General features: G+C 64.3%; 22 protein-coding genes. 9 read left to right on the top strand and 13 right to left on the bottom strand.

What is annotated here, in order from left to right:
• Positions 1–1,199, top strand: a 1,199-nt coding sequence (locus C2U70_RS18385) for an MFS transporter (protein ID WP_186294335.1), incomplete at its 5' end; no start/stop codon positions are given.
• A 23-nt stretch (positions 1,200–1,222) separates the two neighbouring features.
• Here C2U70_RS18385 and C2U70_RS18380 read toward each other — a convergent pair.
• The 7 genes from C2U70_RS18380 to C2U70_RS18350 all read right to left on the bottom strand — a co-directional run bounded on the left by C2U70_RS18380 (position 1,223) and on the right by C2U70_RS18350 (position 9,361).
• On the bottom strand, positions 1,223–2,638 hold the full coding sequence (locus C2U70_RS18380) for a radical SAM/SPASM domain-containing protein (protein ID WP_140979840.1): 1,416 nt from the start codon (positions 2,636–2,638) through the stop codon (positions 1,223–1,225).
• The gene (locus C2U70_RS18375) at positions 2,635–2,844 is read right to left on the bottom strand and encodes a hypothetical protein (protein WP_140979839.1); all 210 of its coding nucleotides are present in this window, start codon (positions 2,842–2,844) and stop codon (positions 2,635–2,637) included. Before C2U70_RS18375 ends, C2U70_RS18380 begins: the two co-directional genes overlap by 4 nt.
• 86 nt (positions 2,845–2,930) lie before the next feature.
• Positions 2,931–4,226, bottom strand: coding sequence for a hypothetical protein (locus C2U70_RS18370; RefSeq protein WP_140979838.1), 1,296 nt, complete (start codon positions 4,224–4,226; stop codon positions 2,931–2,933).
• Between the two features lies 1 nt (position 4,227).
• The gene (locus tag C2U70_RS18365; protein WP_140979837.1) at positions 4,228–5,979 is read right to left on the bottom strand and encodes a hypothetical protein; all 1,752 of its coding nucleotides are present in this window, start codon (positions 5,977–5,979) and stop codon (positions 4,228–4,230) included.
• A gap of 141 nt (positions 5,980–6,120) precedes the next feature.
• Positions 6,121–7,563, bottom strand: a complete 1,443-nt coding sequence (locus C2U70_RS18360) for a DASS family sodium-coupled anion symporter (RefSeq protein WP_140979836.1) — start codon at positions 7,561–7,563, stop codon at positions 6,121–6,123.
• 202 nt (positions 7,564–7,765) lie between these two features.
• Positions 7,766–8,572 carry an enoyl-CoA hydratase/isomerase family protein gene (locus tag C2U70_RS18355; protein ID WP_140979835.1) on the bottom strand — a complete coding sequence of 269 codons (807 nt, stop codon included), beginning with the start codon at positions 8,570–8,572 and terminating at the stop codon, positions 7,766–7,768.
• Between the two features lie 30 nt (positions 8,573–8,602).
• Positions 8,603–9,361, bottom strand: a complete 759-nt coding sequence (locus C2U70_RS18350) for a hypothetical protein (protein ID WP_140979834.1) — start codon at positions 9,359–9,361, stop codon at positions 8,603–8,605.
• Between the two features lie 62 nt (positions 9,362–9,423).
• Here C2U70_RS18350 and nthA point away from each other — a divergent pair, with 62 nt between their 5' ends.
• Genes nthA through C2U70_RS18335 form a run of 3 tightly spaced genes read left to right on the top strand, consistent with a single transcriptional unit; the run spans position 9,424 to position 11,089 of the window.
• Positions 9,424–10,050, top strand: coding sequence for a nitrile hydratase subunit alpha (gene nthA, locus C2U70_RS18345; protein ID WP_140979833.1), 627 nt, complete (start codon positions 9,424–9,426; stop codon positions 10,048–10,050).
• Entirely contained in the window at positions 10,050–10,706 is a 657-nt protein-coding gene (nthB, locus tag C2U70_RS18340) for a nitrile hydratase subunit beta (RefSeq protein WP_140979832.1), read from the top strand. Before nthA ends, nthB begins: the two co-directional genes overlap by 1 nt.
• Positions 10,706–11,089: a nitrile hydratase accessory protein gene (locus tag C2U70_RS18335; RefSeq protein ID WP_140979831.1), complete on the top strand. Its 384-nt coding sequence runs from the start codon at positions 10,706–10,708 to the stop codon at positions 11,087–11,089. Before nthB ends, C2U70_RS18335 begins: the two co-directional genes overlap by 1 nt.
• Here C2U70_RS18335 and queC read toward each other — a convergent pair.
• Entirely contained in the window at positions 11,086–11,796 is a 711-nt protein-coding gene (queC, locus tag C2U70_RS18330) for a 7-cyano-7-deazaguanine synthase QueC (RefSeq protein WP_140979830.1), read from the bottom strand. The genes C2U70_RS18335 and queC overlap by 4 nt on opposite strands.
• 127 nt (positions 11,797–11,923) lie before the next feature.
• Between queC and mazG the strand changes: the two genes are divergently transcribed.
• A complete protein-coding gene (gene mazG, locus C2U70_RS18325; protein ID WP_140979829.1) occupies positions 11,924–12,769 on the top strand; it encodes a nucleoside triphosphate pyrophosphohydrolase in 846 nt (281 codons plus the stop codon).
• Between the two features lie 3 nt (positions 12,770–12,772).
• Here mazG and hflX read toward each other — a convergent pair whose 3' ends face one another.
• From hflX to C2U70_RS18305, 4 genes are all read right to left on the bottom strand, one after another.
• Positions 12,773–14,152 (bottom strand): GTPase HflX, encoded by a 1,380-nt coding sequence (hflX, locus tag C2U70_RS18320; RefSeq protein WP_186294334.1) that lies wholly within the window; start codon positions 14,150–14,152, stop codon positions 12,773–12,775.
• 11 nt (positions 14,153–14,163) lie between these two features.
• Positions 14,164–14,412, bottom strand: a complete 249-nt coding sequence (gene hfq, locus C2U70_RS18315) for an RNA chaperone Hfq (RefSeq protein ID WP_007591126.1) — start codon at positions 14,410–14,412, stop codon at positions 14,164–14,166.
• Between the two features lie 254 nt (positions 14,413–14,666).
• Positions 14,667–16,037 (bottom strand): sigma-54-dependent transcriptional regulator, encoded by a 1,371-nt coding sequence (locus C2U70_RS18310; RefSeq protein ID WP_140979827.1) that lies wholly within the window; start codon positions 16,035–16,037, stop codon positions 14,667–14,669.
• A 17-nt stretch (positions 16,038–16,054) separates the two neighbouring features.
• Positions 16,055–18,403, bottom strand: a complete 2,349-nt coding sequence (locus C2U70_RS18305) for a sensor histidine kinase (protein WP_140979826.1) — start codon at positions 18,401–18,403, stop codon at positions 16,055–16,057.
• A 228-nt stretch (positions 18,404–18,631) separates the two neighbouring features.
• On the opposite strand from C2U70_RS18305, the gene C2U70_RS18300 reads away from it, so the two are divergent.
• The 4 genes from C2U70_RS18300 (at position 18,632) to C2U70_RS18285 (ending at position 23,560) form a co-directional block, all read left to right on the top strand.
• Positions 18,632–19,759, top strand: a complete 1,128-nt coding sequence (locus C2U70_RS18300; RefSeq protein WP_140979844.1) for an efflux RND transporter periplasmic adaptor subunit — start codon at positions 18,632–18,634, stop codon at positions 19,757–19,759.
• Positions 19,759–22,833, top strand: coding sequence for an efflux RND transporter permease subunit (locus C2U70_RS18295; protein ID WP_140979825.1), 3,075 nt, complete (start codon positions 19,759–19,761; stop codon positions 22,831–22,833). Before C2U70_RS18300 ends, C2U70_RS18295 begins: the two co-directional genes overlap by 1 nt.
• Entirely contained in the window at positions 22,830–23,141 is a 312-nt protein-coding gene (locus C2U70_RS18290) for a DUF3240 family protein (protein ID WP_140979824.1), read from the top strand. The genes C2U70_RS18295 and C2U70_RS18290 overlap by 4 nt, the downstream gene beginning before the upstream one ends.
• Positions 23,142–23,260: 119 nt before the next feature.
• Complete coding sequence (locus C2U70_RS18285) at positions 23,261–23,560, top strand: hypothetical protein (protein WP_140979823.1); 300 nt, start codon at positions 23,261–23,263, stop codon at positions 23,558–23,560.
• Between the two features lie 63 nt (positions 23,561–23,623).
• Here the strand turns inward: C2U70_RS18285 and ntrC are convergent, their stop codons facing one another.
• Positions 23,624–25,066 (bottom strand): nitrogen regulation protein NR(I), encoded by a 1,443-nt coding sequence (ntrC, locus tag C2U70_RS18280; RefSeq protein ID WP_140979822.1) that lies wholly within the window; start codon positions 25,064–25,066, stop codon positions 23,624–23,626.
• Between the last annotated feature and the right edge of the window lies 1 nt (position 25,067).

Below are 25,067 nucleotides of genomic sequence, written 5' to 3'. Positions count from 1 at the left end.
TGGTGCCGCTGTCGCAATCGATCCTGTTCGCAACGTTCCCTCGCCGCCAGCACACGATGGTGATGTCGATCTTCGGCATGGCGGTCGCGGTCGCGCCCGCCTTCGGTCCGGTATTCGGCGGCTATCTTGCGGAGATGCATAGCTGGCGCTGGTCGTTCTACATGCTGGTGCCGGTCGGCATCTGCGCGACGATCGGCATGGCCTGGACCCTGCCGGCTGACAACCAGTTGACGAAGGTTCGCTTCGACTGGACCGGTTTCGTCGCGCTCGCCACCGCGCTGGCCGCGGTCCAGCTCGTGCTGGCGCGCGGCGTCCGGCTCGACTGGTTCGAGTCCACGGAGATCCAGATCGAATGCCTGATCGCGATCATCGCGTTCTACGTTTTCCTCGTGCACAGTTTTGGCGCCCGCCACCCCTTCGTCGATCTCAGGCTGCTGTCCGACCGCAACTATGCAATCGGGCTGGCGCTGGTGACGATCTACGGCATGCTCAACTTCACGCCGATGGTGCTGTTGCCCCCTCTCCTGCAGCAGCAGGCGGGTTACCCGGATGCGCTGGTCGGCCAGGTCATCGGTTTCAGGGGCGTCGGCATGCTCTTCGGATTCGGTATCGCAGGCTTCATGAGCAAAGTCGATCCGCGCATCAGCATGGCCTTCGGCTTTGGCCTGCAGACGCTGGCAGGGCTGTGGATGCTGACCTTCGATCTCAACGTCACCATGGACATCCTCGTCGTCAACAGTGCGATCCAGGGCTTTGCGGTCGGCGTCGTCTGGGTGCCGATCACGGCCGTCGCGTTCGGCACGCTCGATCCCAGGCACTATGCGGAGGCATCCGCCATCTTCCATCTCCTGCGCAACATCGGCTCGAGCTTCTTCATCTCGCTGTCGATCGCGGAAATCGTGCGGACGTCCGGGGCGAACTACAGCCGGATGTCCGAGATGATCAACCCGTACAACCGCGCGCTCACCACGCCCGGCCTGACCGGCGCCTGGGACTTCAGTACCGTGCCGGGCCTCGCCAAGGTCGCGAAGGAAATCGCGCGTCAGGCGATGATGATCGGCTATCTCAACGCGTTCACGCTGTACACGGCGACATCGGCGCTTGCCGTCGTGTTCGTCCTCATGGTGCGCGGACGCAAGGCCGCTCCGGTGGAAGCGGTCCCCTCAGGGCCAGTCGGCGAAGTCGAGGGGCGGCCGTAAGCACGGCTTGGAGTTTCGCGGGTTCAACGGAACTGGTCGCACTCCGAGAATGTAAACGTGCTCTCCTCCATGACGACGCCGAACTGCCAGGCGATCTTCTGGGGCAGTGCCTTGCGCCAGTACAGGCTCTGCTCGTGCAGCGACGCCGTGTCGCCCTCGAGGTGCTTCTTCGGGCATCCGCCCCAGCACACCGGCAGAAACGAGCAGCGACTGCAATTGGGCTGGCGCGTCGGATCGAAGGCGTCCCACCATGGCGCGTCGGGGCCCGGCAACATCGGGCCGTCCTTGCGGGTGAACGCAACCGGGCGGTTCTTCTCGCCGACCTGGAGGCCGCAGCGATAGCGGTGGCCGTCGGCTCCGACGACGATGGAATCATCGGCCAGCGCCGCGCAGACCGAGGTTCTCGGCAGCGGATAGATGGAGCGCGTCGTGGTCTCGTCCAGATTGTTCTCGTTCGGCACCAGGTGCCGCGCGCGCTCGCGCAGCCGTTCGAACTCGTCCTCGGACAATTTGGCCTGGCTCATGAAGCCGGAGCGCGCGGAATAATCGGAGATGCGCGCGAGCTGGAAGACGCAGGGAAACGGCCGATCGAACCAGCCGCGCTCCCGGCAGAATGCGACCAAGGGCTCCAGATCGTCGCTGTTGCCGCGGTCCGAATTGAATCGGAGATCGACGTGGACGACCTCCAAAAGCCTGTCGACGAGCGCGACCGCCTGCTCGAACGAGGATGTGCCTGGTTCTGGCGCCCTACCCCGCCGATAGCGCCGCCGCTTGTCGTGATTGGCCTTGAGCCCGTCGAAGGAGATTTGCGCCTGGCGAATACGATGGCGGCGGATGAAGCCTGAGACATCGTCTGGCCAGCAGGTTCCGTTCGAGATGACGGAGGCGGAATAGCTTACATTCAGTTCGTTGCAGAGCGATTGCAGGGCTATCGAGGCGAGCTCGATGAACGCGATGTTGAGCAGCGGCTCGCCGCCGTACCAGTCGACGTGCAGGCTGTCCTTGCCCGAGGCGGCCAGTCGTTCGCGCGTCCAGTCGAGAATGGCGGGAATGTCGGCCGCGCCCAACGCCGCGCGCGAACGTTCCTCGTAGCAATAGTAACAGCCGAGGTTGCAGTCCTGGGTCGTCGTCAGCGTCAAGACCATCGGCGTACGGCCGCGCGCGACCCAGTACCGCTCCCGGATCGCGGCGACCTCGTCAAGAGTCTGCTCGACCAGAAAACCTCCCCGGCGTAGCGAGGCGAGTAATGCAGCCGGAATGGTTCGCGTCGCGACATTGCGCGGCGGTCCACACAGGAGTTTTACGATCTCGGCGACGTCAGTTCCGGCAAGCCGGATCGAGGCGCCACTGCCTGCGTTGTAGAGGACGCTGTCGCCCTCACCGAGCGGAACGCAGAAATTGTAGCGCGACGATCGCAGACCGCTGCGGCGCGCCGTCACTTTTCGACGTCGATGATGGCGATGCACATGTTGGTGCCGAGGCCGCAGAGGCGCGCACCGATCCGTCCGGCCTTCTTCATATCGGGCGTGACGGCCTCGACCTGCATGACATTCAACTTGGCGCCCGGGCGGACCTTGACCCTGACATCCTTGTCGTCGGTGGCAATCAAACTGATCTTGGATTTCGCGGCCGGCTTACGTGCCATGGCTGATCTCCCACAGGATTGACAACCTATGGTCGCACATATTCGGCGCGCGTCAAGGCTTGCCTGCGCGGTCCCAGGACGCTGGATCAGAGTTGCACGAGCGTATCCTTGAACAGGTCGCTCTTGGGCAGCTTGTTGGTCGACACCAGGTCGGACTGGTTCTTGAGTTCCGTGACCAGCTTGCCGCGCGGGACCTCGTGGTCCTCGTGGAAGACGCCCTCCAGCGTCGACATCAGGGTTTTCAGTCGTCCCGGTCCCGAGGTCGCCTTTTTCTTCTTGAAAAGAGCCCACAGCTTTTTCGGTGTTGCGTTCCAGCTACCGTGATGCCCGACCTTGTAGAGATCGACGCTCTGCAACAGCGCCTTGTACTTGTCGTTGGTGCCGTCGAGCGCAAAAAGCCAGTTCTCGAGCTGCGCATCGCCGGGGAACAGGAGCTTCTTGCTTCCCGCCTCGAACACCAGGATGACGCTGGTGTTGTTCATGAACTTGTCGAGCATGGTGACGATCGAGAGCAGTTGCTCCGCCTGCGCCAGCCGGGCGTGATAGATGAGCCACCGCGCCTCGACCGGATAGTTCGGTCCCGCACTTGCCACGTGACGAGGAAACAGCACCTTGCTCCTGCCTTTGGAGCGTGCCGACGCAGTCCCTGCGCGCATGGCGCGGGCCTGAAAATTCCAATATTGGTCCGAGGTCTTGGCGTAGGATTTGATCTTGTCGCTCTGCGCGACCGTCGGTGGACCGAGAACATGAACCTTGACGTCCGGCAACAGCGCATCGAGACCCGATTTCGTACCGGAGAAGACGTAGACCGGCTTCTTCTGCCCCATCGTCATCAGGTTCTTCACGGCACCGGGGTTCTTGATGTTGTCTTCGCCGATGAAGCTGAGCCGGTCCCTCATCTCTCGCGGTAACTGACCGCGTCGCGTCGCATCGACGACATGGGCCGCGATCTCGTGGACGTCGGACAGCGCCGCAACACGAGCGGCCGCTCCCTTGCCGAACCGCTTCAACGCCGGAGCTTTGGCGTTTTCCGCCAGGTCCGGTTGCTCGGTCCATGGCTGGACCACGACCGTCGGCTTCATGCGTGCGATGATGTTGCCGGTCCCGCTCCCCTGCGCGTTGGGTTCGAATCCCGAGATGTGGTCCAGGTGCCGATGGGTGGCGACCACGGCGAACGGATCCTCTCCGACCGTCGCCTCGATGTTTTTGGCGATCCGCAACATGTGGCCCTTCGGTGTGCCCTTGGGCAGAGCCTTGGTGCCGAAGTCGATCAGCACGTGCCGCTTCTTGCCGTCATCGTAGATGAAGCTCAGGAGGAAGCAGTCGCCGAAGCCGACCTGGTAGGTCCGGATGTTCAGGCTTGTCGGAGCCGATGCTGCCATGTCACTCACTCCGCTCCGGTCTCGCCATGCGCGCACGGTGCAGGCGCGCAAGGCGCAACCCTTCGTCCTGGTCGCCATCGAGCGCGCCGCTCTCCCACAAATACTTCAATCGCGCCGTCTGGCGCCTGGCGTCCTCGATGCGATTTGCGATCTTGTATTTGAGCTGGCCATACTCGTCGAAGATCAGCGCACCGCCCCCGAAGATGCGGATGCGCATCGTCGGGGGAAGATCGGGCGGCGACGTGATCTTGAAGGCGGTCTTGAGCTCCCTCGCCTGCAAGGTCATGATCTGCACGTACTCGGCAACCGTCTCGCGTAGCGTGAAACCGTCCGGCCCGATCCGGATGCTCGGGCGTACCGACTGGACCTCGACATAACCCCTGTCGTCGATGTCGAGCGCCTTGCGGTTCTCCCAGATGAAGCGGAAGACCTCCTCCTTGTCGCGCAGCATGGAATCGAAGTGGGTTCGCGCGTAGACGAGTCCTTGACCGTCGAACTGCTTCCAGGTTCCGTCCTTGTCGGCGCCCCTGGCGTGCCTGATGTCGAAATTGTTGAAGTGCGTCAGCAAGGCGGCGCGGTAGCCGTATTTGTCGTCGGGTACCACTTCCCGGTCGACGGTCAGCAGCGCAGACAGATAGTCCGCAAACGTAATGTCGGTCGGCGGACAATAGTCGAGCGCGCGGATGGCCATGGTCAGCAGATGGCCAGCGGCGCGGGCGCCCTCTTCCACCACCAGGCTGCGATCGCGCTTGCCGGCCGCTACGAAACCGATCTTTTTGAGACGCGACATCCAGATTTCGAGGAAAGCGTTCATCATCGCGGCGACCAGCAACTCGCCGCGATCGTGCTCCTCACTGAACTCCGGCATCGACATGTAGGGACGGCCGGGCTTGAGCTTCGCCGAGCGGCGCAACGCGCTGTCCCGTCCTGCCGACAGGCCGACCCCCATCTCCTCGGCGAGGCCGAGCAGGACGGACTTTTTCAGGGCTTCCGTGGTGAGATGCGCCTTCGAGATCATCCGCCCGCGGGGCGTGCCGCGATCCAGCAATTGTCCGACGAGATCTGGCAGCGAGAAGATCGACAGCAGCGCGATGATGTCGGCAAACCCTTCGTGGAAGGCCGCCTGGTCCGGCGAGGACGGCTCCAGATAGCGCGAGCGGATCCCGTCGAGGATCGCATGCGTGGCTTCATGGGCAACGACATCGTGCGAGAGGCAGGTGTAGATCGTCCGGTTGGACGGCCCCGTGAAATAGCCGAAGAAGATGCCGCGATGCTCGCGGGAATAGAACGCATTGGCATCGGCGAAGGCGTGCGGAGCGACATGGATCTGATGACCCTGGCTGCCCCAGGGCACTCGGCGCCCCAGGGCGAACTCGAACTGCGCCAGCGTCCGCATGACGATGGCATAGACGTTCTGGGCGTGAAACGTCGGGTCGGAGACCAGCGTCTTGTCGTATCCCTTCGGGCGCTTGCGCGGCTTGCCGTTTGCCTTCGGTGGTAGGGCGAAAGGGTCCTCGTACTGCCCGTCCCTGGCGCGCTTCAGCACGGCCGGTTTGTAAAGCGTGCTGGTCGCCGTATCGAAGTCGATGACGTTGACACGGTAGCCTCGCGGCCCGGCCAGGAGCTCTTCGGCGGGCACGTCGACTTCGGACACGACGATCTTGCCGCCGATCCTGATCGACGGGTCTTGCGCGATGATCGTGAGCTTCTGGGTGTTGACCGGGCTATGTCGTGAACCGCGCGCGTGACGCATGCTCCCCCCTGAGACATCCTGGGGAAGGCGCATCCGCTCACGAACGAACAGGCGGCCGCGACCCTCGCCCCGCCACGAGCTTGGATGAACGGGGGTGCGACCGCAACTAGGACGAGAAGCCGCACCCGGCCGCGCGAGCCCTTAGCGCCACGTCAGCCAGGGCAGCACGATGAACAGCAGCCCGGCGAAGTAGATTAGCCCGAACAGCAGCCCAAAGCCCCAGAACTGGCCTTTGCCGATATAGCCGCTGCCAAAATACATCGGCGCGGGACCGGTCGCGTAAGGCGAGATCACGCCCATCAGGCCGAGCGAATACATGCAGAGCAGCGCAAGCGTCGCGACCGGCATGTCGGGAATGCCCGACCCGACCGCGAGCACGACCGGCAGCACGGCGGCGGCATGCGAGGTGATGCTGGAGAAGAAATAGTGGATCCAGAAGAACAGCGCGACCAGCAGCACCATCACCGTCGGCGGAGACAGCCCGATCAGCGGTTTTGCGTATTCGGTCGCCACCCATTTGATGAAGCCGATCTCGTTCAGGCCTGAGGCCAGCGTCAAAAGCGAGGTGAAGTAGAAGAACACCTCCCAGGCGCTCTTTTCGCTGACGATGTCGTGGAACTCGATGACCCCTGTGACCAGCATCAACGAGATGATGATGAATACAACGGTCGTGGCGTTGATGAAGTTGGAGCCGAGGAACGGCACGCGGATGTCGGGTGTCGAGCCGGTGATCCACAAGAACATCGCCAGCAGGATCAGCGCGAACATGATCCATTCGTTGCGCGACATCGGCCCCATGTCGGCGAGCTCCTTGCCCGCCCATGCGGAGATTTCAGGGCTGCGCTTCACCTCCGGCCGGCACACGACGTAGCTGATGAGTGGAACCAGGATCATGAGCAGTAGGCCGAGCGGCGCAAAGCCGATGAACCATTGCGCCCAGCTCACATCGATCCCGACCGTCTTCTTGGCGATTGCGAGCGCCGCCGCATTGGGCGCGAGCGCGGTGAAGAACAGCGAACTCGTGACGGCGGTCGCCGCAAACGCGGTCCACATCACATAGGTGCCGATCTTGCCGGCGGTCGGCCCGGGCTCGGAGCCGTAGATGCGAGGAATGTTGGAGATGATGGGATAGACGATGCCGCCGCTGCGCGCCGTGTTCGAGGGCGTCGCGGGCGCCAGCAGGAAGTCGGACATCGCGACCGCATAGCCGAGGCCGAGCGTGTTGGTTCCGAGGCTGCGCACGAGGAGCAGCGCGATACGCCGCCCGAGCTGGCTCTTGCGGTAGCCGATCGAGAACACGAAGGCGCCGACGATGAGCCACACCGTGCTCTCGGCAAAGCCGGCGAGCATCCAGCGCAGCGACTTGCCGGGATCGGACTCGACGTAACCGCCGACGCCGGCCACCGTCAGCCCGATAAAGCCGACCGCGCCGACCGGCATGGATTCCAGGATGAGCCCGGTGATGACGGCGGCGAACACCGCAAAATAATGCCATTGGTTGGCGTTGAGCCCCGGAGGCACCGGCCACAGATAGATCGCGAGCCAGACCACGAGCGGCGCGAACGTCTTCCAACCGAACTTCATGGGCCCTCCCCGCAACTGGCGGCCTGCCGGTTCGTTGACCGGCGGCTACCAACCCCCAAACGGTATAGGGCATAGTCCGGGGTGCGACACAATGGCCGGGCTCGTGCTCGGCGTTTCTCTCTTGTGCAATGCGAAAAGGGCTAGATTCTTGGTTTAACGCGTTTCCTGAAGCGAACCGGACTCCACTTCGCTTGAAAACGCTCTACCGCCCCCTGAACCGCGGCTTGCGGCGGCCCAAGAACGCCTCGACGCCCTCCTTGTGGTCCTCCGACAGGCTCGCCAGCGCGAACTGGTCGACGTCCATGTGGCTGGCGAGATCGTCCAGCGCGTGCGCCAGGCGGTTGACGGTGAGCTTTGTCATGGCGACCGAGAGCGGCGGCTGGCTTGCGACCTTGCGCGCAAGCTCCATGGCGGCGTCAAAGGCCCTGCCGGGATCGACGACCTGCTCGACCAGCCGCCATTCGTAGGCTTCGTCGGCGGTGATGCGCTGATCGGCGAGGATGACGGCCTGCTTGGTGCGGGCCGGCCCCATCAGATGCAGCATGCGCGGGATGCTCTGCCAGCTCATGTTCATGCCGAGCCCGATCTCGGGCACGCGCAGATGCGCATCGCGCCCCATGATTCGGAAGTCGAGCGCGACCGCCAGCGCGACGCCGCCGCCGACGCAAAAGCCCTCGATGGCGGCAATCGTGATCTGCTCCATCTCGTGCCAGGCATGGGTAAGGCGCGGCCCGAGCTTGAGATGCCGACGGAGCGTGCCGAGATCCATCTGCTTGCGCGAACGTCCTTCCGGATCCTTCAGGTCGAAGCCGGCGCTGAACGCATCGTTGCTGCCGGTCAGTACCACGACGGAGGTGGCGGCATCGTCCTCGAAGCTGCGGGCGGCCGCAGTGAGCTGACGTAGCGCCTCCGGCGACAGCGCGTTGATGCCGTCGCCGCGATCGAACCGAACGACCGCGATCCGCCCGTCGGGCCCGAGACCCTTCTCGATCTTGACGAACTCAACCAACGCAACCTCCCGTTCTTGTTGTTCTTGTCGCTACAAATGCCCGCTGCGGCGATGATCGGGCTGGCCGCCCGGCACCGGAAAGCGGATGGTGGTGCCGAGCGTGATCCAGTTGGCGTTCTCGCCGGTGATGTTGCGGCCATAGATCACGTCGACCGAAAAGATGTCATTCGGGCGATAGCGTACGCCGGTTTGGAAGCGCGGATGCACGACGCTCGGCGTCTCCGAGGCACCGGCCTGCCCGAAGGCTTCGATCGTCCATTGCAGGGTGTCGGTGAACTTCCAGTCGAAGCCGATGCCGTAGGTCACATAATGGCGGTCGACGGTGCGGTCCCACAGCCAGCCGCCATTGAGATTGACGCGCATGGTCTCGGAGAGACGGTAGGTTGCGGGGATGACCGCGAAGGCGGAGAGATTTTCTCCGGTCGCCGCGTCGAAGGCGCCGCCAGCATAGGCGGAGAGTCCCCAGCGGCCGATGCCCGTCGGCACGAAGTTCGACTTCGCCTTCGGGGAGAGCGTCGTGCTCCACTCGCCGTCGCTGCGGGCGCGATTGGTGTTGAGGCTGAGCTCGACCGGCATGAAAGGATTGACGACACAGGACGGGTTGGCGACTGCCGAGAAATCGGTGTTTGATGCCGCCGACATCCAGCTCTCGACCTTGCAGGAGCCGACCTCGGAGATGTCGGCCGCGTCGACCGCATAGGCGCCATTCGCGGCGTGCGCCGCTTGCGGTGTAAGCCACGCGAATGCAGCGATTATGACCGCTATTCTGGTCCGTCCCTCAAAGCCCATGCGGTGATGCTAGCAGAGTCTTCGTCTCGACATCGCCAGGATTCTGGGCCTATGTTCGGCCCATGGGCGAACATGACCACCACCACGATCACGACCATTCGGACCTGTCCGAGACCGAGCTGCGCGTGCGCGCGCTCGAGAGTATTTTGACCGAGAAAGGCTATGTCGACCCGGCCGCGCTCGACCTCCTGATCGAGACCTACGAGACCAAGGTCGGCCCGCGCAACGGTGCCCGGGTGGTGGCGCGCGCCTGGACCGATCCGGCCTATCGGGAACGGCTTTTGGCGGACGCGACAGCGGCGGTTGCCGAACTCGATTTCGTCGGACGCCAGGGCGAGCACCTCGTCGCGGTCGAGAACACGCCGACCACGCACAACATGGTCGTCTGCACGTTATGCTCCTGTTACCCTTGGCCGGTGCTGGGCCTGCCACCGGTCTGGTACAAATCGGCGCCCTATCGCTCCAAGGCGGTGAAGGACCCACGTGGCGTCTTGAAGGATTTTGGTTTCGATCTGCCGGCCGCCACGAAGATCCGCGTCTGGGATTCCACGGCCGAGATTCGCTACCTCGTTCTGCCGATGCGCCCCGAGGGCACGGAAGGCTGGAGCGAAGAGCGCCTCGCCGATCTCGTCACCCGCGACAGCATGATCGGCACCGGGCTGCCGAAGCAGCCGGGCGAGGTCGACTGATGGACGGCGCGCATGACATGGGCGGGGTGGCCTGGTCGGGTCCCGTCAGGCCCGAACCCAACGAGCCGCCGTTTCACGCTGAATGGGAACGCCGCGCCTTTGCGCTGACGCTCGCGATGGCGACGCCGGGCGGCTGGAATATCGACATGTCGCGGTTTGCGCGCGAGAATCGCCCGGCCAACGATTATCTCGGCATGAGTTATTTCCAGATCTGGCTCGCAGGGATCGAACGGTTGATGCTGGAGCGCAAGCTGATCGAGGCCGATGAGCTCGCGGCCGGAAAGGTCTTGCATCCTGCCAAACCGGTCGCGCGAATTCTCAAGCGCGACGACGTTGCCGCCGTGCTCCGCCGCGGCGGACCGACCGAGCGCGAGGCCAAGGCCCCTGCTCTGTTCGCCGTCGGCGATCGCGTGCGAGCGAAGGATATTCACCCCGTTACGCACACTCGCCTGCCGCAATATGTCCGCGGCCATGTCGGGCAGATCGAGCTTTTGCACGGCAGCCACGTGTTCCCCGACAGCAACTCGCGCGGCAATGAGGATCCGCAGTGGCTGTACACGGTGACCTTCGCGGGCAGCGATCTCTGGCCCGACGCACCGGACCCCGGGCTGACCGTCTCGGTCGATGCCTGGGAGCCCTATCTGGAGCGCGTCTGATGCAGGCAGAGTCACAGGCCGCGCGCGAGGCCGTTAGCGTCGTCAAAAGCATTCCGCGCGATGGCGACGGCCCGGTGTTTCGCGAGCCCTGGGAAGCGCACGCCTTTGCGATGGCGGTCAAACTCCACGAGCGCGGTCTCTTCACCTGGACCGAATGGGCAGCAAGCCTCGCCGAAGAGATCGCGCACGCGCAGGAGCACGGCGACCCCGATACGGGCGAAACCTATTATCTGCACTGGCTCGCGACGCTGGAAAAACTGGTCGCCGCCAAGGGCGTCACCTCGAAAGAGACGCTGCACCGCTACCGCGACGCCTGGGACCACGCCGCCGACCGCACGCCGCATGGCAAGCCGATCGAGCTGCGGCCTGAGGATTTTGGTTAGCCCGCGACATACTCCCGCCAGCCCTTCGCCCGCAGCGAACAGGCCGGACACTCACCGCAACCAAAACCCCAATCGTGCTGCGCGCCGCGTTCGCCGAGATAGCAGGTGTGCGACTGCTCGCGGATGAGGTCGACGAGGCCGGCGCCGCCGAGGTCATAAGCGAGCTTCCAGGTCGCGGCCTTGTCGATCCACATCAACGGCGTATGCAGCTCGAATTTCCGCGCCATGCCGAGCGACAGTGCTGATTGCATGGCGCGGATGGTCTCGTCGCGGCAGTCGGGATAGCCGGAATAATCCGTTTCGCACATGCCGCCGACGATGTCCGTGATGCCGCGCCGGTAGGCGAGCGCCGCAGCAAAGGTCAAAAACACCAGATTGCGGCCGGGCACAAAGGTGTTGGGCAGGCCATCGGCGCCCATGGCGATCTCGACATCGCGGGTCAACGCGGTCTCGGAGACGGCGGCCAGCGTCGGGATCGACAGGGTGTGGCTTTCACCAAGCCGCGTTGCCCAATCCGCATTCAGCGCTCTAATCCCGGCGAACAGCCGGTCGCGGCAGTCGAGCTCGACGGCGTGGCGCTGGCCGTACTCGAAGCCGAGCGTCTCCACCCGCGCAAAGCGGCTCAAGGCCCAGGCGAGGCAGGTGGTGGAATCCTGGCCGCCGGAGAACAGCACCAGGGCGGTTTGGGATGAAAGAGGTTCGCTCATGTGCCGCGCTTTAGCATTGCCCGTCAGGGCCGCCAATTGGTGGAAATCGGCAGGTTCCTGCCCGCGGCGCTGGGAACGGGATGCCGCTTGCGGCATAAGGTTCGGCAGACAGGAGAATTGGCCCGCAATGACCCCTTCCCGCGACATTTCCCGCCTGATCGAGATCATGGCGGCACTGCGCACGCCAGTGACCGGCTGCCCCTGGGACCTCGAGCAGAATTTTGCGACGATCGCGCCCTACACGATCGAGGAAGCGTATGAAGTCGCGGATGCGATCACGCGCGGCGACTTCGATGACCTTCGCGAGGAACTCGGCGACCTCCTGCTCCAGGTCGTCTATCACGCTCAGATGGCCGAGGAGCAGAAGGCCTTTGCCTTCGGCGACGTGGTCGAAGCGATCACAAAGAAGATGATCCGCCGCCATCCGCATGTCTTTGCCGACAAGGACGGCAACATCAAACCCGCCGGCGTGAAGAGCGCGTGGGAGCGGATCAAGGCCGAGGAGAAGGCCGAGCGCGCCGCGCGGCGCCCGCCCGGCGAGGTGAACCACAAATCGCTTCTGGCGAGTGTGAAGGCCGGCCTTCCGGCTCTCACCCGCGCGATGGAGTTGCAGCGCAAGGCATCCACCGTCGGCTTCGACTGGAACGACCCGCGTGCGGTGCTGAAAAAGATCCGCGAGGAAGCCGACGAGATCGAGGCCGCGCTCGATCGCAACGACAAACAGGAGGTGGCGGAAGAAACAGGTGACCTCCTGTTCGCACTGGTCAACCTCGCCCGCCACGTCGACGCCGACCCGGAGGCCGCCTTGCGCGCGACCAATGCGAAGTTTGAGCGCCGCTTTGCCTATATCGAACGTGTGCTAGAGGCGCAGGGCCGCGCGCTGGAGCAGGCATCGCTGGAAGAGATGGACGGGTTGTGGAATGCGGCGAAGGCGGAGGAGAAGCCGGCGTCGGACGTTCGCGTCCGCCGCTAAAGATTACGCCACGCGCGGCACCGCTTCGAACCGCTTCACCACGATATCCCGCTTGGTCTCGTCCACCCGCACGGTCATGTCGAAGCGACCGTCGTGCAGCTCTTTTGCCAGCACCTCGGCATTGCGGTGCAGCCAGGAGATGCCGGCGCCGTCGGCGGCGTCGATCGATAGGTCGAGCGTGGTGCGTTTTGCGGCGAGGCGTTCCTCGATCGCGGCGAGCAGTGCGTCGATGCCCTCGCCCGACACGGCGGAGACCAACATCGCCGGGTGATCGGCGGGCCTGCGCGCGGCGATGTTCTGCAACTCGTCGCGCTGCTCGGCGTCAAAGCGGTCGATCTTGTTCCAGACCTCGATGATGCGGCCGGAATCGTCGGGGTTGATGCCGAGTTGGCGCAGGACCGCGTCGACGTCGCTTTGCTGCGCCTCGGCGTCCTCATGCGCGATGTCGCGGACATGCAGGATGACGTCGGCCTCGAGCACCTCTTCCAGCGTGGCGCGGAAGGCGGCGACGAGCTGCGTCGGCAAATTGGAGATGAAGCCGACCGTATCAGACAGCATCGCCTTGCCGCCATGCGGCAGGTTGAGCGCGCGCAGCGTCGGGTCGAGAGTCGCAAACAGCATGTCGGCAGCCTGAACGTCGGCGCGGGTCAGGCGGTTGAACAGGGTCGACTTGCCGGCGTTGGTGTAGCCGACCAGCGCGACCACGCGATACGGCACGCGCTGGCGGCCGGCGCGATGCAACCGGCGCGTCGCCTGCACCTTCTTCAGCTCGCTTTCGAGCTTTGTGATGCGCTCCTGGATCAGGCGCCGGTCGGCCTCGATCTGGGTTTCGCCCGGACCGCCCATGAAGCCAAAACCGCCGCGCTGACGTTCGAGGTGGGTCCAGGACCGCACCAGGCGCGAGCGCTGATAGTTGAGATGGGCAAGCTCGACCTGGAGCGAACCTTCCTTGGTCTTGGCGCGGCGGCCAAAAATTTCGAGGATCAGCCCGGTGCGATCGAGCACCTTGGCATGCCACTCCTTCTCGAGGTTGCGCTGCTGGATCGGCGACAGCGCGCAATCCATCACGACGAGCCCGACGTCGAGGGTCTTGATGAGGGTGGCGATCTCCTCGACCTTGCCCTTGCCGAGATAGGTCGCAGGCCTGATCTGGCTGATCGGCGCGATCAGGCTGTCGGCGACCACGAGATCGATGGCGAGCGCAAGGCCCGCGGCCTCTTCCAGCCGCGCCTCGGAGTTGCGAACGACATGGGACTCCGATTGCGCGTCGGCTGTACCGGCGCGCACGCGCAAATAGGGGCCGATGACGATCACCCGCCCCGTCTGCCCCGCCCCTGCCGACCGCGAACGGTCGGCATCCCCGTCAAAGTTCCGGGGTTCCAATCAGGTCACTCTCAAGCCGGCTGGTCCTCGCCGCCTTCGAATAGCTGGATCGGAGCGCCGGGCATGATGGTCGAGATCGCATGCTTGTAGACAAGCTGCGAATGACCGTCGCGCCGAAGCAGCAAACAGAAATTGTCGAACCAGGTCACAATTCCCTGCAGCTTCACTCCGTTGACCAGAAAGATCGTCAGTGGCGTTTTGGTTTTGCGAACGTGATTTAGGAAGGTGTCTTGTAGGTTTTGTGCGCGGTCTGCCGCCATTGTTGTTATCTCGCTTTGAGTTTCTTTTTATCTTTGAACGTACTGGACCGGTTGTGCCCCTCTTGTGTGGACCCTTTCCCGGTTGCCTTCCCTCTTGAGATCCCCCTCCGGAGGGTCGGCAGCACGATTAGAGGACAGGAGGAGATATTAGGCAAGCCGCTTCGCGCGCCAGCCCATCCCGTCATCCTCCGAAAAACTACGGAATTGGACGATTTTCCTCCGATAGTGTGAACGTGTGGCCGCGCTGCCGCGCCCTAGCCCACGCCCAGTGCTTTCAACTTCCGGTGTAGTGCCGAACGCTCCATGCCAACAAACTCTGCCGTGCGAGAAATATTTCCTGAAAAACGGCTGATCTGGGCAATTAAATAGTCGCGCTCGAACACTTCCCGCGCCTCGCGCAGAGGCAGGCCCATGATATGCTCGCCATTGTTGCTGGTCGGCATCGCTGGCACCATCGAGCCGACATCCTGCGGCAGCATGTCGGCCGTGATGATCACCTCAGGGCCGCCGGCCGCGAGAATCATCACCCGCTCGACGTTGTTGCGGAGCTGGCGCACATTGCCGGGCCAGACATGCGATTGCAGCACCGCCATCGCGTCCTGGCCGATCTGGCGCTTGGGAAGGCCCGTCGCCGCCGAAATCTGCTCCATGAAATAGTCGATTAGCTCCGGGATGTCCTCGCGACGCTCCGACAGCGCGGGCACGCGGATGGGCACCACCGACAGGCGGTGGTAGAGGTCCTCGCGGAAATGGCCGGCGGCGATCTCCTCCTCGAGGTTGCGGGCGGTCGACGAGATGATGCGGACGTCGACCTGCACTTTTGCGGTGCCGCCGACGCGCTGGAACGACTGCTCGACCAGCACGCGCAGAATCTTGTTCTGGGTCTCGCGCGGCATGTCGGCGATCTCGTCGATGAACAGCGTGCCGCCATGCGCCTCTTCGAGCGCGCCGGGCTTGCGCGCCTGCTCGCCATTGGACTGCTCGATGCCGAACAGCTCGTGCTCCATCCGTTCCGGCGTGATCGCGGCGGCGTTGATCACTACGAACGGTCCGTCGGCACGTCCCGAGGCCGCATGCAGCGTGCGCGCGGTCAGCTCCTTGCCGGCGCCGGCCGGGCCGACGATCAGGATGCGGCTGTTGGCCTTGGCGGCGCGCTCGATGGTCTGGCGGAGCTGGTTCATGCTGGGCGAACGGCCCGTTAGATTGCTCGCGGTCGGCGCGAGCTGCTTCAGCTCCTTGACCTCGCGCTTGAGGCGCGAGTTCTCCAGCGCCCGCGTCGCCACCAGGATGAGGCGGTCGGCCTTGAACGGTTTCTCGATGAAGTCGTAGGCGCCGCGCTTGATCGCGGCGACCGCGGTCTCGATGTTGCCGTGGCCGGAGATCATGACGACCGGGAGGTCGGCATTGTCCTTCTTCACCTGCTCGAGCAGTTGCAGGCCGTCGAGCTTCGAACCCTGGAGCCAGATATCGAGGAACACCAGATGCGGCCGGCGGTTGGCGATCTCGGCAAGCGCCGTATCGCTGTCACGCGCGGTCCTGGTGACGAATCCCTCGTCTTCGAGAATGCCCGCAACGAGATCCCGAATATCGGCCTCATCATCGACAATCAGAATTTCATTTGCCATGGGTCACGCCCGCCTTGTCAGCTGCCTGTTGAGGCTTCGATTTCTGTCGCATCATTAGTCTTTTCTGCCGGCTCTTTGGTTTCGGCTGCCGGCGGCTTTGTTTCCCGTTCCCTGGTGTCGGAATTCTGGTCCTTGACCTCGACCTTCGAAGCATGGCCGGAGATCGCGAACCGCATCCGCATCCAGGCGCCGCGTTGGCCCTCCCGGAAATCGGAGGCGTCCTTCAGTTCGATCCGCCCGCCATGGTCCTCGAGCACGCGCCCGACGATCGCAAGCCCGAGGCCGGTGCCCTTGGCGCGCGTCGTGACATAGGGCTCCAGCAGCCGCGAGCGTGCCGTCTTGGGCAGGCCGATGCCGTTGTCGATGACGTCGATCAGGACATCCTCGCCCTCGCGCGAAACCACGACGTCGATGCGTCCTTTACCGAGCTCTTCCGGCGGGACCTGCTCGATCGCTTCGGTGGCGTTCTTGACGATGTTGGTGACCGCCTGGGAGATCAGCCGGCGGTCGAACTGCGCCCGCAGCGGATCCTCCCTGAACTCGGTCTCGATATCGAGCTCGGGATGGGCGACCTTCATCAGGAACACCGCCTGGCGCACCGTGTCGGTGACGTCCTCACCCTCCATCACCGGCTTCGGCATCCGCGCAAAGCGCGCGAACTCGTCGACCATCCGTCTGATATCGTCGACCTGGCGCACGATCGTGTCGGTGCACTGGTCGAAGATCGACTTGTCCTTTTCCTCGGTGATGCTCTTGCCGAATCTGCGGCGGATGCGCTCGGCCGAGAGCTGGATCGGCGTCAACGGATTCTTGATCTCGTGTGCAATGCGGCGCGCCACGTCGCCCCAGGCCGAGGTACGCTGCGCCGAGACGAGCTGGGTGATGTCGTCCAGCGTGATGATGTAGTTGTCGCGCGGCTGGCTGGTCTTTTCCGCGCTGACGCGAACCGACAGATTGCGTTCCTCGCCGTCGCGCGTGATCGTGATCTCGCCCTGCACCAGGCGCTGGGTGCCTTCCCGCGCCGTCTTCATCATGTCCTCGAGCTCAGGCAGCACATCCGACAAGGGATGGCCGAGCGTCTCCGACTCCGCGTGCCCGATCAGCTTTTCGGCGGAGCGGTTGAGGATGCCGACGCTGCCGGAGGCGTCGACGCCGATGATGCCGGCGGAGGCCGAGGACAGCACCGCCTCGATGAAGCGGCGCCGGCTGTCGATCAGCTCAGAGGCATTGACGAGCTCGTCGCGCTGGCTGCGCAATTCCTGCGTCATGTTGTTGAAGGTCTCACCGAGCTGGGCGAGGTCGCCTTCGGACTTGTGCACCGGCACCTTCACATGGAGGTCGCCGGTCGAAACGGTGTGGGCCGCATTCATCAGCCGCCGGATCGGCGCCACCAGGCGGTTGGCAAAGTTCAGCCCGATCAGCACTGACGCCATCAGGATGGTGAGCGCGATCACCGCGAACATCAGCGCGAAGGCGACCTGGATGCCGAGGCGGCGGGATTCGATCTGGGCATATTCGGCGACACTCAGCTCGGTCTGCTTGAGCTGGGCCACGACCCGGGGGTCGAGCAGCCGCGCGACGTAGAGGAAGGTGTCGCTGAAGGCCCGCAGGCGGACCACGGAGGCGACATAGCTCTCGGGGAAGACCGAGATTTTCGGCTCGGTGTCGTTGACGTCGGCGAGCAGCGCGGGCGGCGGCGGTTCGTAGTTCAGGCGAACGCCGGTGTCGGCGGTGGCGATGACGGTGCCGTCCTTGTCCATCAGCACCGCGATGGGCAGGTTGTGCGCGGCGGCACTCGCCGTCAGGACCTTCATGAACGACAACCGATCCTGATCGTAGAGCGGCCGCGCATAGGTCAACTCATTGGCCATCGCCAGGATGTCGCCGTTGATGAGTTGGGCGTGGTCCTGCATGTAGGCGCGCGCAATGATCAGGGAGTTTTGGATGACCTCCTTGGTCGGCCCGGAAAACAGCCGGTCGAGACCGCGCTCGATGGTGACGTTGGCGACCACGGCCACCAGCACCGCCGGCAGCACTGCGATGATCGAAAACAGGCCGACGACCTGCACATGCAGGCGCGCCGCCGCCCGGCCCCGCCGGCGGGCCTGGATCATCTGCCAGACCTCGCGGACGATGATGCCGACCAACAGCAGGATGGTGCCGGCGTTGATCAGGAGGAACGAAGAGACGACCTCCCGGGTCGGCTCGATCCGGGTCAGGCCGGTCAGCACGACGAAGGTCAGAAAGGCCGACAGCAGCGCCAGCCCGACCGCGAACGGCGCCAGCCAGCGGCGCAACCCGCCGCGCTTCGGGTCGTCGGCTGGGGACGTATCGAAAGATGCGGCCGTTGTCTCTGCGCTGGTCATACCGGCAATGATGATGCTGAAAAACGAGGCCCGCCGCTGGCGGACACTGATGCATTCATATCACATTGTTGCCGAATTGCGACAATTCCGCGGCGTCCTCTGCGATGCGCGCACGCATCCACAGTGATCGGCCCCGGTTGACCCAGGTCAACGCGGTCTCGGGGACAAGCCATAGGAGAGAGTATCCAGCCCTCTTAGAAGTCCGTGCCCATGCTCTTCCTCGGTCCGATGGCTCGCGCACTCCGGAGTTGGGGCCGGGCATTGCCGATTCTCGGGCTGCTACTGGCAGAAGTGACCGAGCCACAGGCAGCAGCGGCGCAGGAGGTGATCAAGCTGACTCCGGCACAGGTCGAGAGGCTTGGGGTGCGGGTGGCGCATCCGGTGTCCAGCCGTACCGACCAGACGTTGCCCTATCCGGCCCAGATCGTGATTCCGACGCCGCAATTGTGGGTGGTCAGTGCGCCCGCCGCCGGGATGGTCACCAATCTGGCGGTCGCGCGCGGCGACCGGATACACCCCGGTCAACCGCTCGTCACCCTGGAGAGCCCGAGCTTCGTATCGCTGCAACGGGACTACCTGCACGCGCTCGCCCAAGAGGTTCTTGCCAACCAGCAGCTCAAGCGGAATGCCGACCTGTTCGAGGGCAAGGCCGTTCCGCAACGCGTGCTCGAAACCAGCCAGACCGAAGCACGGCAGGCCAGCATTGCGGTCGCCGAGCGTCGGCAAATGCTTCACCTGAGCGGGCTGTCCGACGAGGCGATTTCCCGGCTGACGAACGAGGCCCTGATCAGCGCGACATTGACCGTCAACGCGCCCCAGGCGGCATCGGTGATTGAGGTTGCCGTATCTCCTGGCCAACGGCTGGAGCAGTCGGCGCCGCTCGTGAAGCTCGCGCGACTTTCGCCGCTGTGGGCCGAGATCGCGATACCTGCAGCCAACATCCGGGCGATCCGGCCCGGCGCACAGGTCGAGATCGAGGGATACGCCACCCCCGGCCGGGTCGTTCTGGTTTCGGAGACGACCGATGCCGCGACCCAGACCATCCTGGTGCGCGCGGAAATCCCCAACACCGGTGAACTGCATCCGGGCCAGACCACTACTGTCCGGATCAGCTTCCTGTCTGCCGGCGAAAGCGCTTGGGAAATTCCCTATAGCGGGCTGGTCCGCCGCGGCGAGCAGACCTCCGTGTTCGTCGCGATTCCGGGCGGCGGCTTTCGGCTCGTTGCAGTCACGCTGCTGGCCGAAGACCAGGACCACATCGTGGTATCGGGTCCCATCACGGACAAAGACGAGGTTGCAATCGGCGGCATTTCGGCGCTTCGGGGCATCCTCTCGCGCCCCGGAGCCGGTCAATAATGCTCCAGCGTCTCGTCGCATTCGCGCTGTCGCAACGGCTGTTCGTCGTTCTCAGCGTGCTGTTGTTGGTCGGCGCAGCCGCGGTCGTCTTGCCGACCCTGCCGATCGACGCGTTTCCAGACGTGTCGCCGGTGCAGGTGAAGATCATCATGAAGGCTCCTGGGCTCACTCCGGAGGAGGTCGAGCAACGGATCACGGTGCCCATCGAGCTCGAACTGTTGGGGCTCCCCAACAAGAAGATCCTGCGCTCAACCACAAAATACGCGCTTGCCGACGTGACCGTCGATTTCGAGGATGGCACCGACATCTACTGGGCACGCAACCAGGTCTCGGAGCGACTGTCCAACATCGCACGCGATTTTCCGGACGGCGTCAGCGGCGGCCTCGCGCCGATTACCAGTCCACTGGGCGAGATGTTCATGTTCACGATCGACAGTCCCGAACTGTCGCTCGCCGAACGCAGAACCTTGCTCGATTGGGTCATCCGCCCGGCATTACGAACCGTTCCGGGCGTTGCCGACGTGAATGCGCTCGGCGGCTATGTCCGTGCCTTCGAGATCGTGCCGATCAATGACGCCCTCGCCGCCCGCGGCATCTCTTACGACCTCTTTCGCCGCGCAATCGAAGCCAACAGCCGCAATGACGGCGCAGGACGGGTCAACCAGGGTGAGGACAGCGCGCTGGTCCGCATCGAAGGCAGCATCCGCGGCATCGAGGACATCCGGGCCATCGTGGTCGACACGCGTGACGGCATTCCGATCCGGGTCAGCGATGTCGCCCGCGTCAAGATTGGCACGCTGACCCGCTACGGCGCCGTGACGGCGGACGGTCGCGGCGAGACGGTCGAGGGACTCGTGCTCGGCCTGCGCGGCGCCAATGCCGGTCAGCTCGTCCGCGATGTCCGAACGCGGCTCGACGAATTGCAGCCGTCGCTGCCCAAGAGCGTCTCCATCAACGTCTTCTACGACCGGAGCCGCCTGGTCAATCGCGCCGTCGGCACCGTGATCCGTGCGCTCGGCGAGGCCACCGTGCTGGTCGTCGTGCTGCTACTCCTGTTCCTCGGCAATTGGCGCGCGGCCCTGGTGATCGCGCTCAGCCTGCCGCTCGCCATCGTGATCGCTCTGATCGCCATGCGTGCCGTGGGCATGTCGGCCAATCTGATGAGTCTCGGCGGGCTTGCGATCGCCATCGGCATGCTCATCGACGCGCTTGTGGTCGTGGTCGAGAACGTCGTCGGCAACCTCGGCAAGCACGACGAGGCCGGACACACGCCGGTGATCCACATCATATTTCGCTCGGTGTGCGAGGTCTTGCAGCCCGTGGCGTCGGGCGTCCTGATCATCATCATCGTGTTCGTGCCCTTGCTGACGCTGCAGGGGCTTGAGGGGAAACTGTTCATTCCCGTCGCACTCGCCATCATCTTTGCGCTTGCCGCTTCCCTGCTGCTCGCGCTCACCGTCATCCCTGTCGCGACCTCGTTCGTCCTGCACGCAGCGCCACATGGCGATCCCGTGCTGATCCGCGCCGCGCAGCGTGTCTATGCGCCCGCGCTGGACTGGGCACTGAAGAACGAGCGGAAGGTGATCGCGGCCGCCCTGGTCGGCTTGATGACCGCAGGTTATGCCTATCTTCAGCTTGGCAAGACCTTCATGCCGACCATGGACGAGGGCGACGTCATCGTCAGCGTGGAGACGCTGCCATCGGTCAATCTCGACGAATCCCTGGCGATCAATGCCCGGCTCCAGGAGGCGTTGCTGACGGTACCTGACATCGCCGGCATCGTCGCGCGGACCGGTTCGGACGAACTCGGACTCGATCCGATGGGCCCGAACCAGACCGATACGTTCCTCGTCCTCAAGCCGGCGGAGCAGCGGATGACGCCGGACAGGGATGCCCTGCTCGAGAAGCTGCGTGTGGTGCTCGCCGACTTTCCCGGCATCTCGCTGAGCTTCACCCAGCCCATCGAAATGCGCGTGCAGGAAATGATCAGCGGCGTGCGCGGCGACGTCGCCGTCAAGATCTTTGGACCCGATATCGTCCAGCTCAACGCAATCGCGGCGAAGCTTTCGGCCATCATGTCGGGTATCGACGGCGCTGAAGACGTCTACACGACGCTCAACGAAGGCGCGCAATACTACACCGTCGCCGTCAACCGGATGGAGGCGGGTCGCCTCGGCCTGACCGTCGATGCCGTTGCCAACTCGCTGCGCACACAAATCGAGGGTCGCATCATCGGCACGGCGCTGGAGGAAGGCCGCCGCACGCCCATTCTGGTCCGCGGTAGCGAAACGACCCGGGAGGCGCCGACCCTGCTGTCGAATCTGCCGCTCACGCTCGCCTCCGGGCAGCACGTCGCGCTTTCGCAGGTCGCCCGCATTCAGCGCGTCGACGGCCCCGTGAAGATCGACCGCGAAGACGGCAGCCGCATGAGCGTGGTTCGCGCCAATGTTCGCGGCCGCGACATGGTCGGATTCGTGCAGGCCGCGCAGCAGAAAGTCTCGGTCGAATTGCCGCTGCCCAAGGGCTATCGCCTGACCTGGGGTGGGCAGTTCGAAAACCAGCAGCGCGCAGCGGCGCGGTTGTCGGTGGTCGTGCCGGTCGCAATCGGTCTGATTTTCGTCCTGCTCTTCACCACATTCGGTTCGATTCGTCAGGCCTTGCTGGTGCTCGTCAACATCCCCTTCGCCGTGATCGGTGGTGTGTTCGCGCTGGTCCTAAGCGGCGAATATCTGTCGGTTCCGGCATCCGTCGGCTTCATCGCCCTGCTCGGCATCGCCGTGCTCAACGGCGTCGTCCTGGTCTCGTACTTCAACCAATTGCGTGCCCATGGCCTCGCCGAAGCGCGTATCGTGGTCGAGGGCGCCAGGCGCAGGCTTCGCCCGGTGCTGATGACCGCCAGTATCACCGCCCTAGGATTGATCCCGCTGCTGTTCGCCACTGGCCCCGGATCGGAAGTCCAGCGCCCGCTCGCCATCGTGGTGATCGGAGGTCTCTTGTCGTCGACCCTGCTGACGCTGATCCTGTTGCCCATCCTTTATCGGCGCTATGGCGGGACCGCCAAGGAGATCAAATGAGTACCGCTCCCGTCTGCCTCACCTTGATCGCATCCCGTGAGCTTCGCGACGAGCTGTTCGACTATCTCGGCGAGCAAGCCGACATCGTCAGCGGATTCACGGCGACCGATGCAGCCGGTCATGGCCACGACGTCCGACTGCAGACACAAGCCGAGCGCGTCCGGGGACATGCCGATCAGGTTGTCGTACGGATCGTCTTGCCGCAACTCGATGCGACGCGTTTGCTCGACCGTATCAAGGTTTCTTTGGCGGGAACGAGGCTCGTCTACTGGATCGTGCCGGTGACCGAATTCGGCACCATCGACTAGCGATCCCCCACATCTGCCCCCATTCAAGACAATGAAGCTCCCAGGCCCACTGCGATGAATGCCTCATCTGCCCCGGCACCGATGCGCCGCTCTTCTCCTGGCCCCTGATCGGCTGGAGCGTGTTTCAGGGCACGATTGCCTTCGGCGTCATCGCGCAGAGCTATGTCGCAGTCTTGTGGTGCGGTCTCGCCGACGACGAAGCCCCCGCGCTCGGCTTCGCCTTTAACGCTGGGATTTGCGGAACGGATTCGCGGCGTCGCGGCTTGCCCCCGATGGACAGGCTGTTTCTCGCGATGATGATCTCGGCCCTGTTGCTGCTCATCGTGGCGGCGGACCTGCTGGTCAACGGGGTCGGCGTTTTCGAGCCGCAAGCGGACGTCGGCAAGGTCGTGCCGGCGCCCGGACGGTTCGTCCCGTAACCTCTCGCGCCGACGGGCTCAGCGCGGCCTTTTCAGGGAAGCTGAGCCACGCCGGGGTCGGAACTAGCCCCCGCTGCGATAGACCTGGATATCGAGGTCCCGGATCTTTTTCCGCAGCGTGTTGCGGTTGAGACCGAGCAGATCGGCGGCGCGGATCTGGTTGCCGCGGGTCGCGGCGAGCGCGGCCGTGAGCAAGGGAATCTCGATCTCCTTGAGGATGCGGTGATAGAGGCCGGGCGGCGGCATGCCGTTCGGAAAGCCCTGGAAGTGCGTGGAGAGATAGGCCTCCACCGCGCCGCCGAGATTGTCGACGCCGGCTTGCACGGCCGCGCCGGGGCTCACCGAGGGTGGCGCGAGCTCGCCGTCGATGACGGACGACGTGATGACGTCCTGCGGATAGAGCGCTGCCAGGCGCCGCGCGAGGTTTTCCAGTTCACGCACGTTACCGGGCCAGCGGTGCTGCTTCAGACGTTCCAGCGCCAACGCATCGAGTTTTTTCGGCGGCAATCCATCCTTTTCGGCGAGCGCGAAGAAGTGCCGGATCAGATCCGGCAAATCCTCGATGCGCTCGCGCAAGGGCGGCAGGCGCAGCGGCACCACATTGAGGCGGAAGAACAGGTCTTCGCGGAAAAGGCCCTGCTGGATCAGGACGCGCAGGTCCTTGTTCGAGGCCGCCACGATCCGCACGTCGGTCTTGATCGGGGTGCGGCCGCCGACGGTGGTGTATTCGCCCTGCTGCAGCACGCGCAGCAGGCGCGTCTGCGCCTCCATCGGCATGTCGCCGATTTCATCCAGGAACAGCGTGCCGCCTTCCGCCTGCTCGAAGCGGCCCGACGCACGCGTGTTGGCGCCGGTGAACGCGCCGCGCTCGTGGCCGAACAGTTCCGACTCGATCAGGTCGCGCGGGATCGCCGCCATGTTGACCGCGACGAACGGGCCGTTGCGGCGCTTGCCGTAGTCGTGCAGTGCGCGCGCCACCAGCTCCTTGCCGGTGCCTGATTCACCCGTAATCATCACGGTGAGATCGGTTTGCATCAGGCGCGCGAGCACGCGGTAGATTTCCTGCATCGCCGGCGAGCGGCCGACCAGCGGAATCGCTTCCATCTCGGCTTCCTCGTCGGGCGACGAGGTCCGCTCCTTCGGCTCGGCCAGCGCACGGCCGACGATGGCGATCAGCTCTTTCAGGTCGAAGGGCTTTGGCAGATATTCGTAGGCGCCGCGCTCGGAGGCGCGGATCGCGGTCATGAAGGTGTTTTGCGCGCTCATGACGATGACGGGCAGGTTGGGCCGCATCTTCTTGATGCGCGGCAACAGGTCGAAGGCGTTTTCATCCGGCATCACCACGTCGGTGATGACGAGATCGCCCTCCCCCTGACTGACCCATCGCCACAGCGTGGCGGCGTTGCCGGTCAACCTCACCTCATATCCGGCCCGGGACAGCGCCTGATTGAGAACCGTGCGAATGGCGGTATCGTCATCCGCGACTAGAATGCTACCTGCGGGCATC

This window comes from Bradyrhizobium guangdongense, assembly GCF_006483445.1.
GTDB classification, from domain to species: Bacteria; Pseudomonadota; Alphaproteobacteria; order Rhizobiales; family Xanthobacteraceae; genus Bradyrhizobium; species Bradyrhizobium guangdongense_A.
This window is presented reverse-complemented; position numbering and strand designations above follow the sequence as displayed.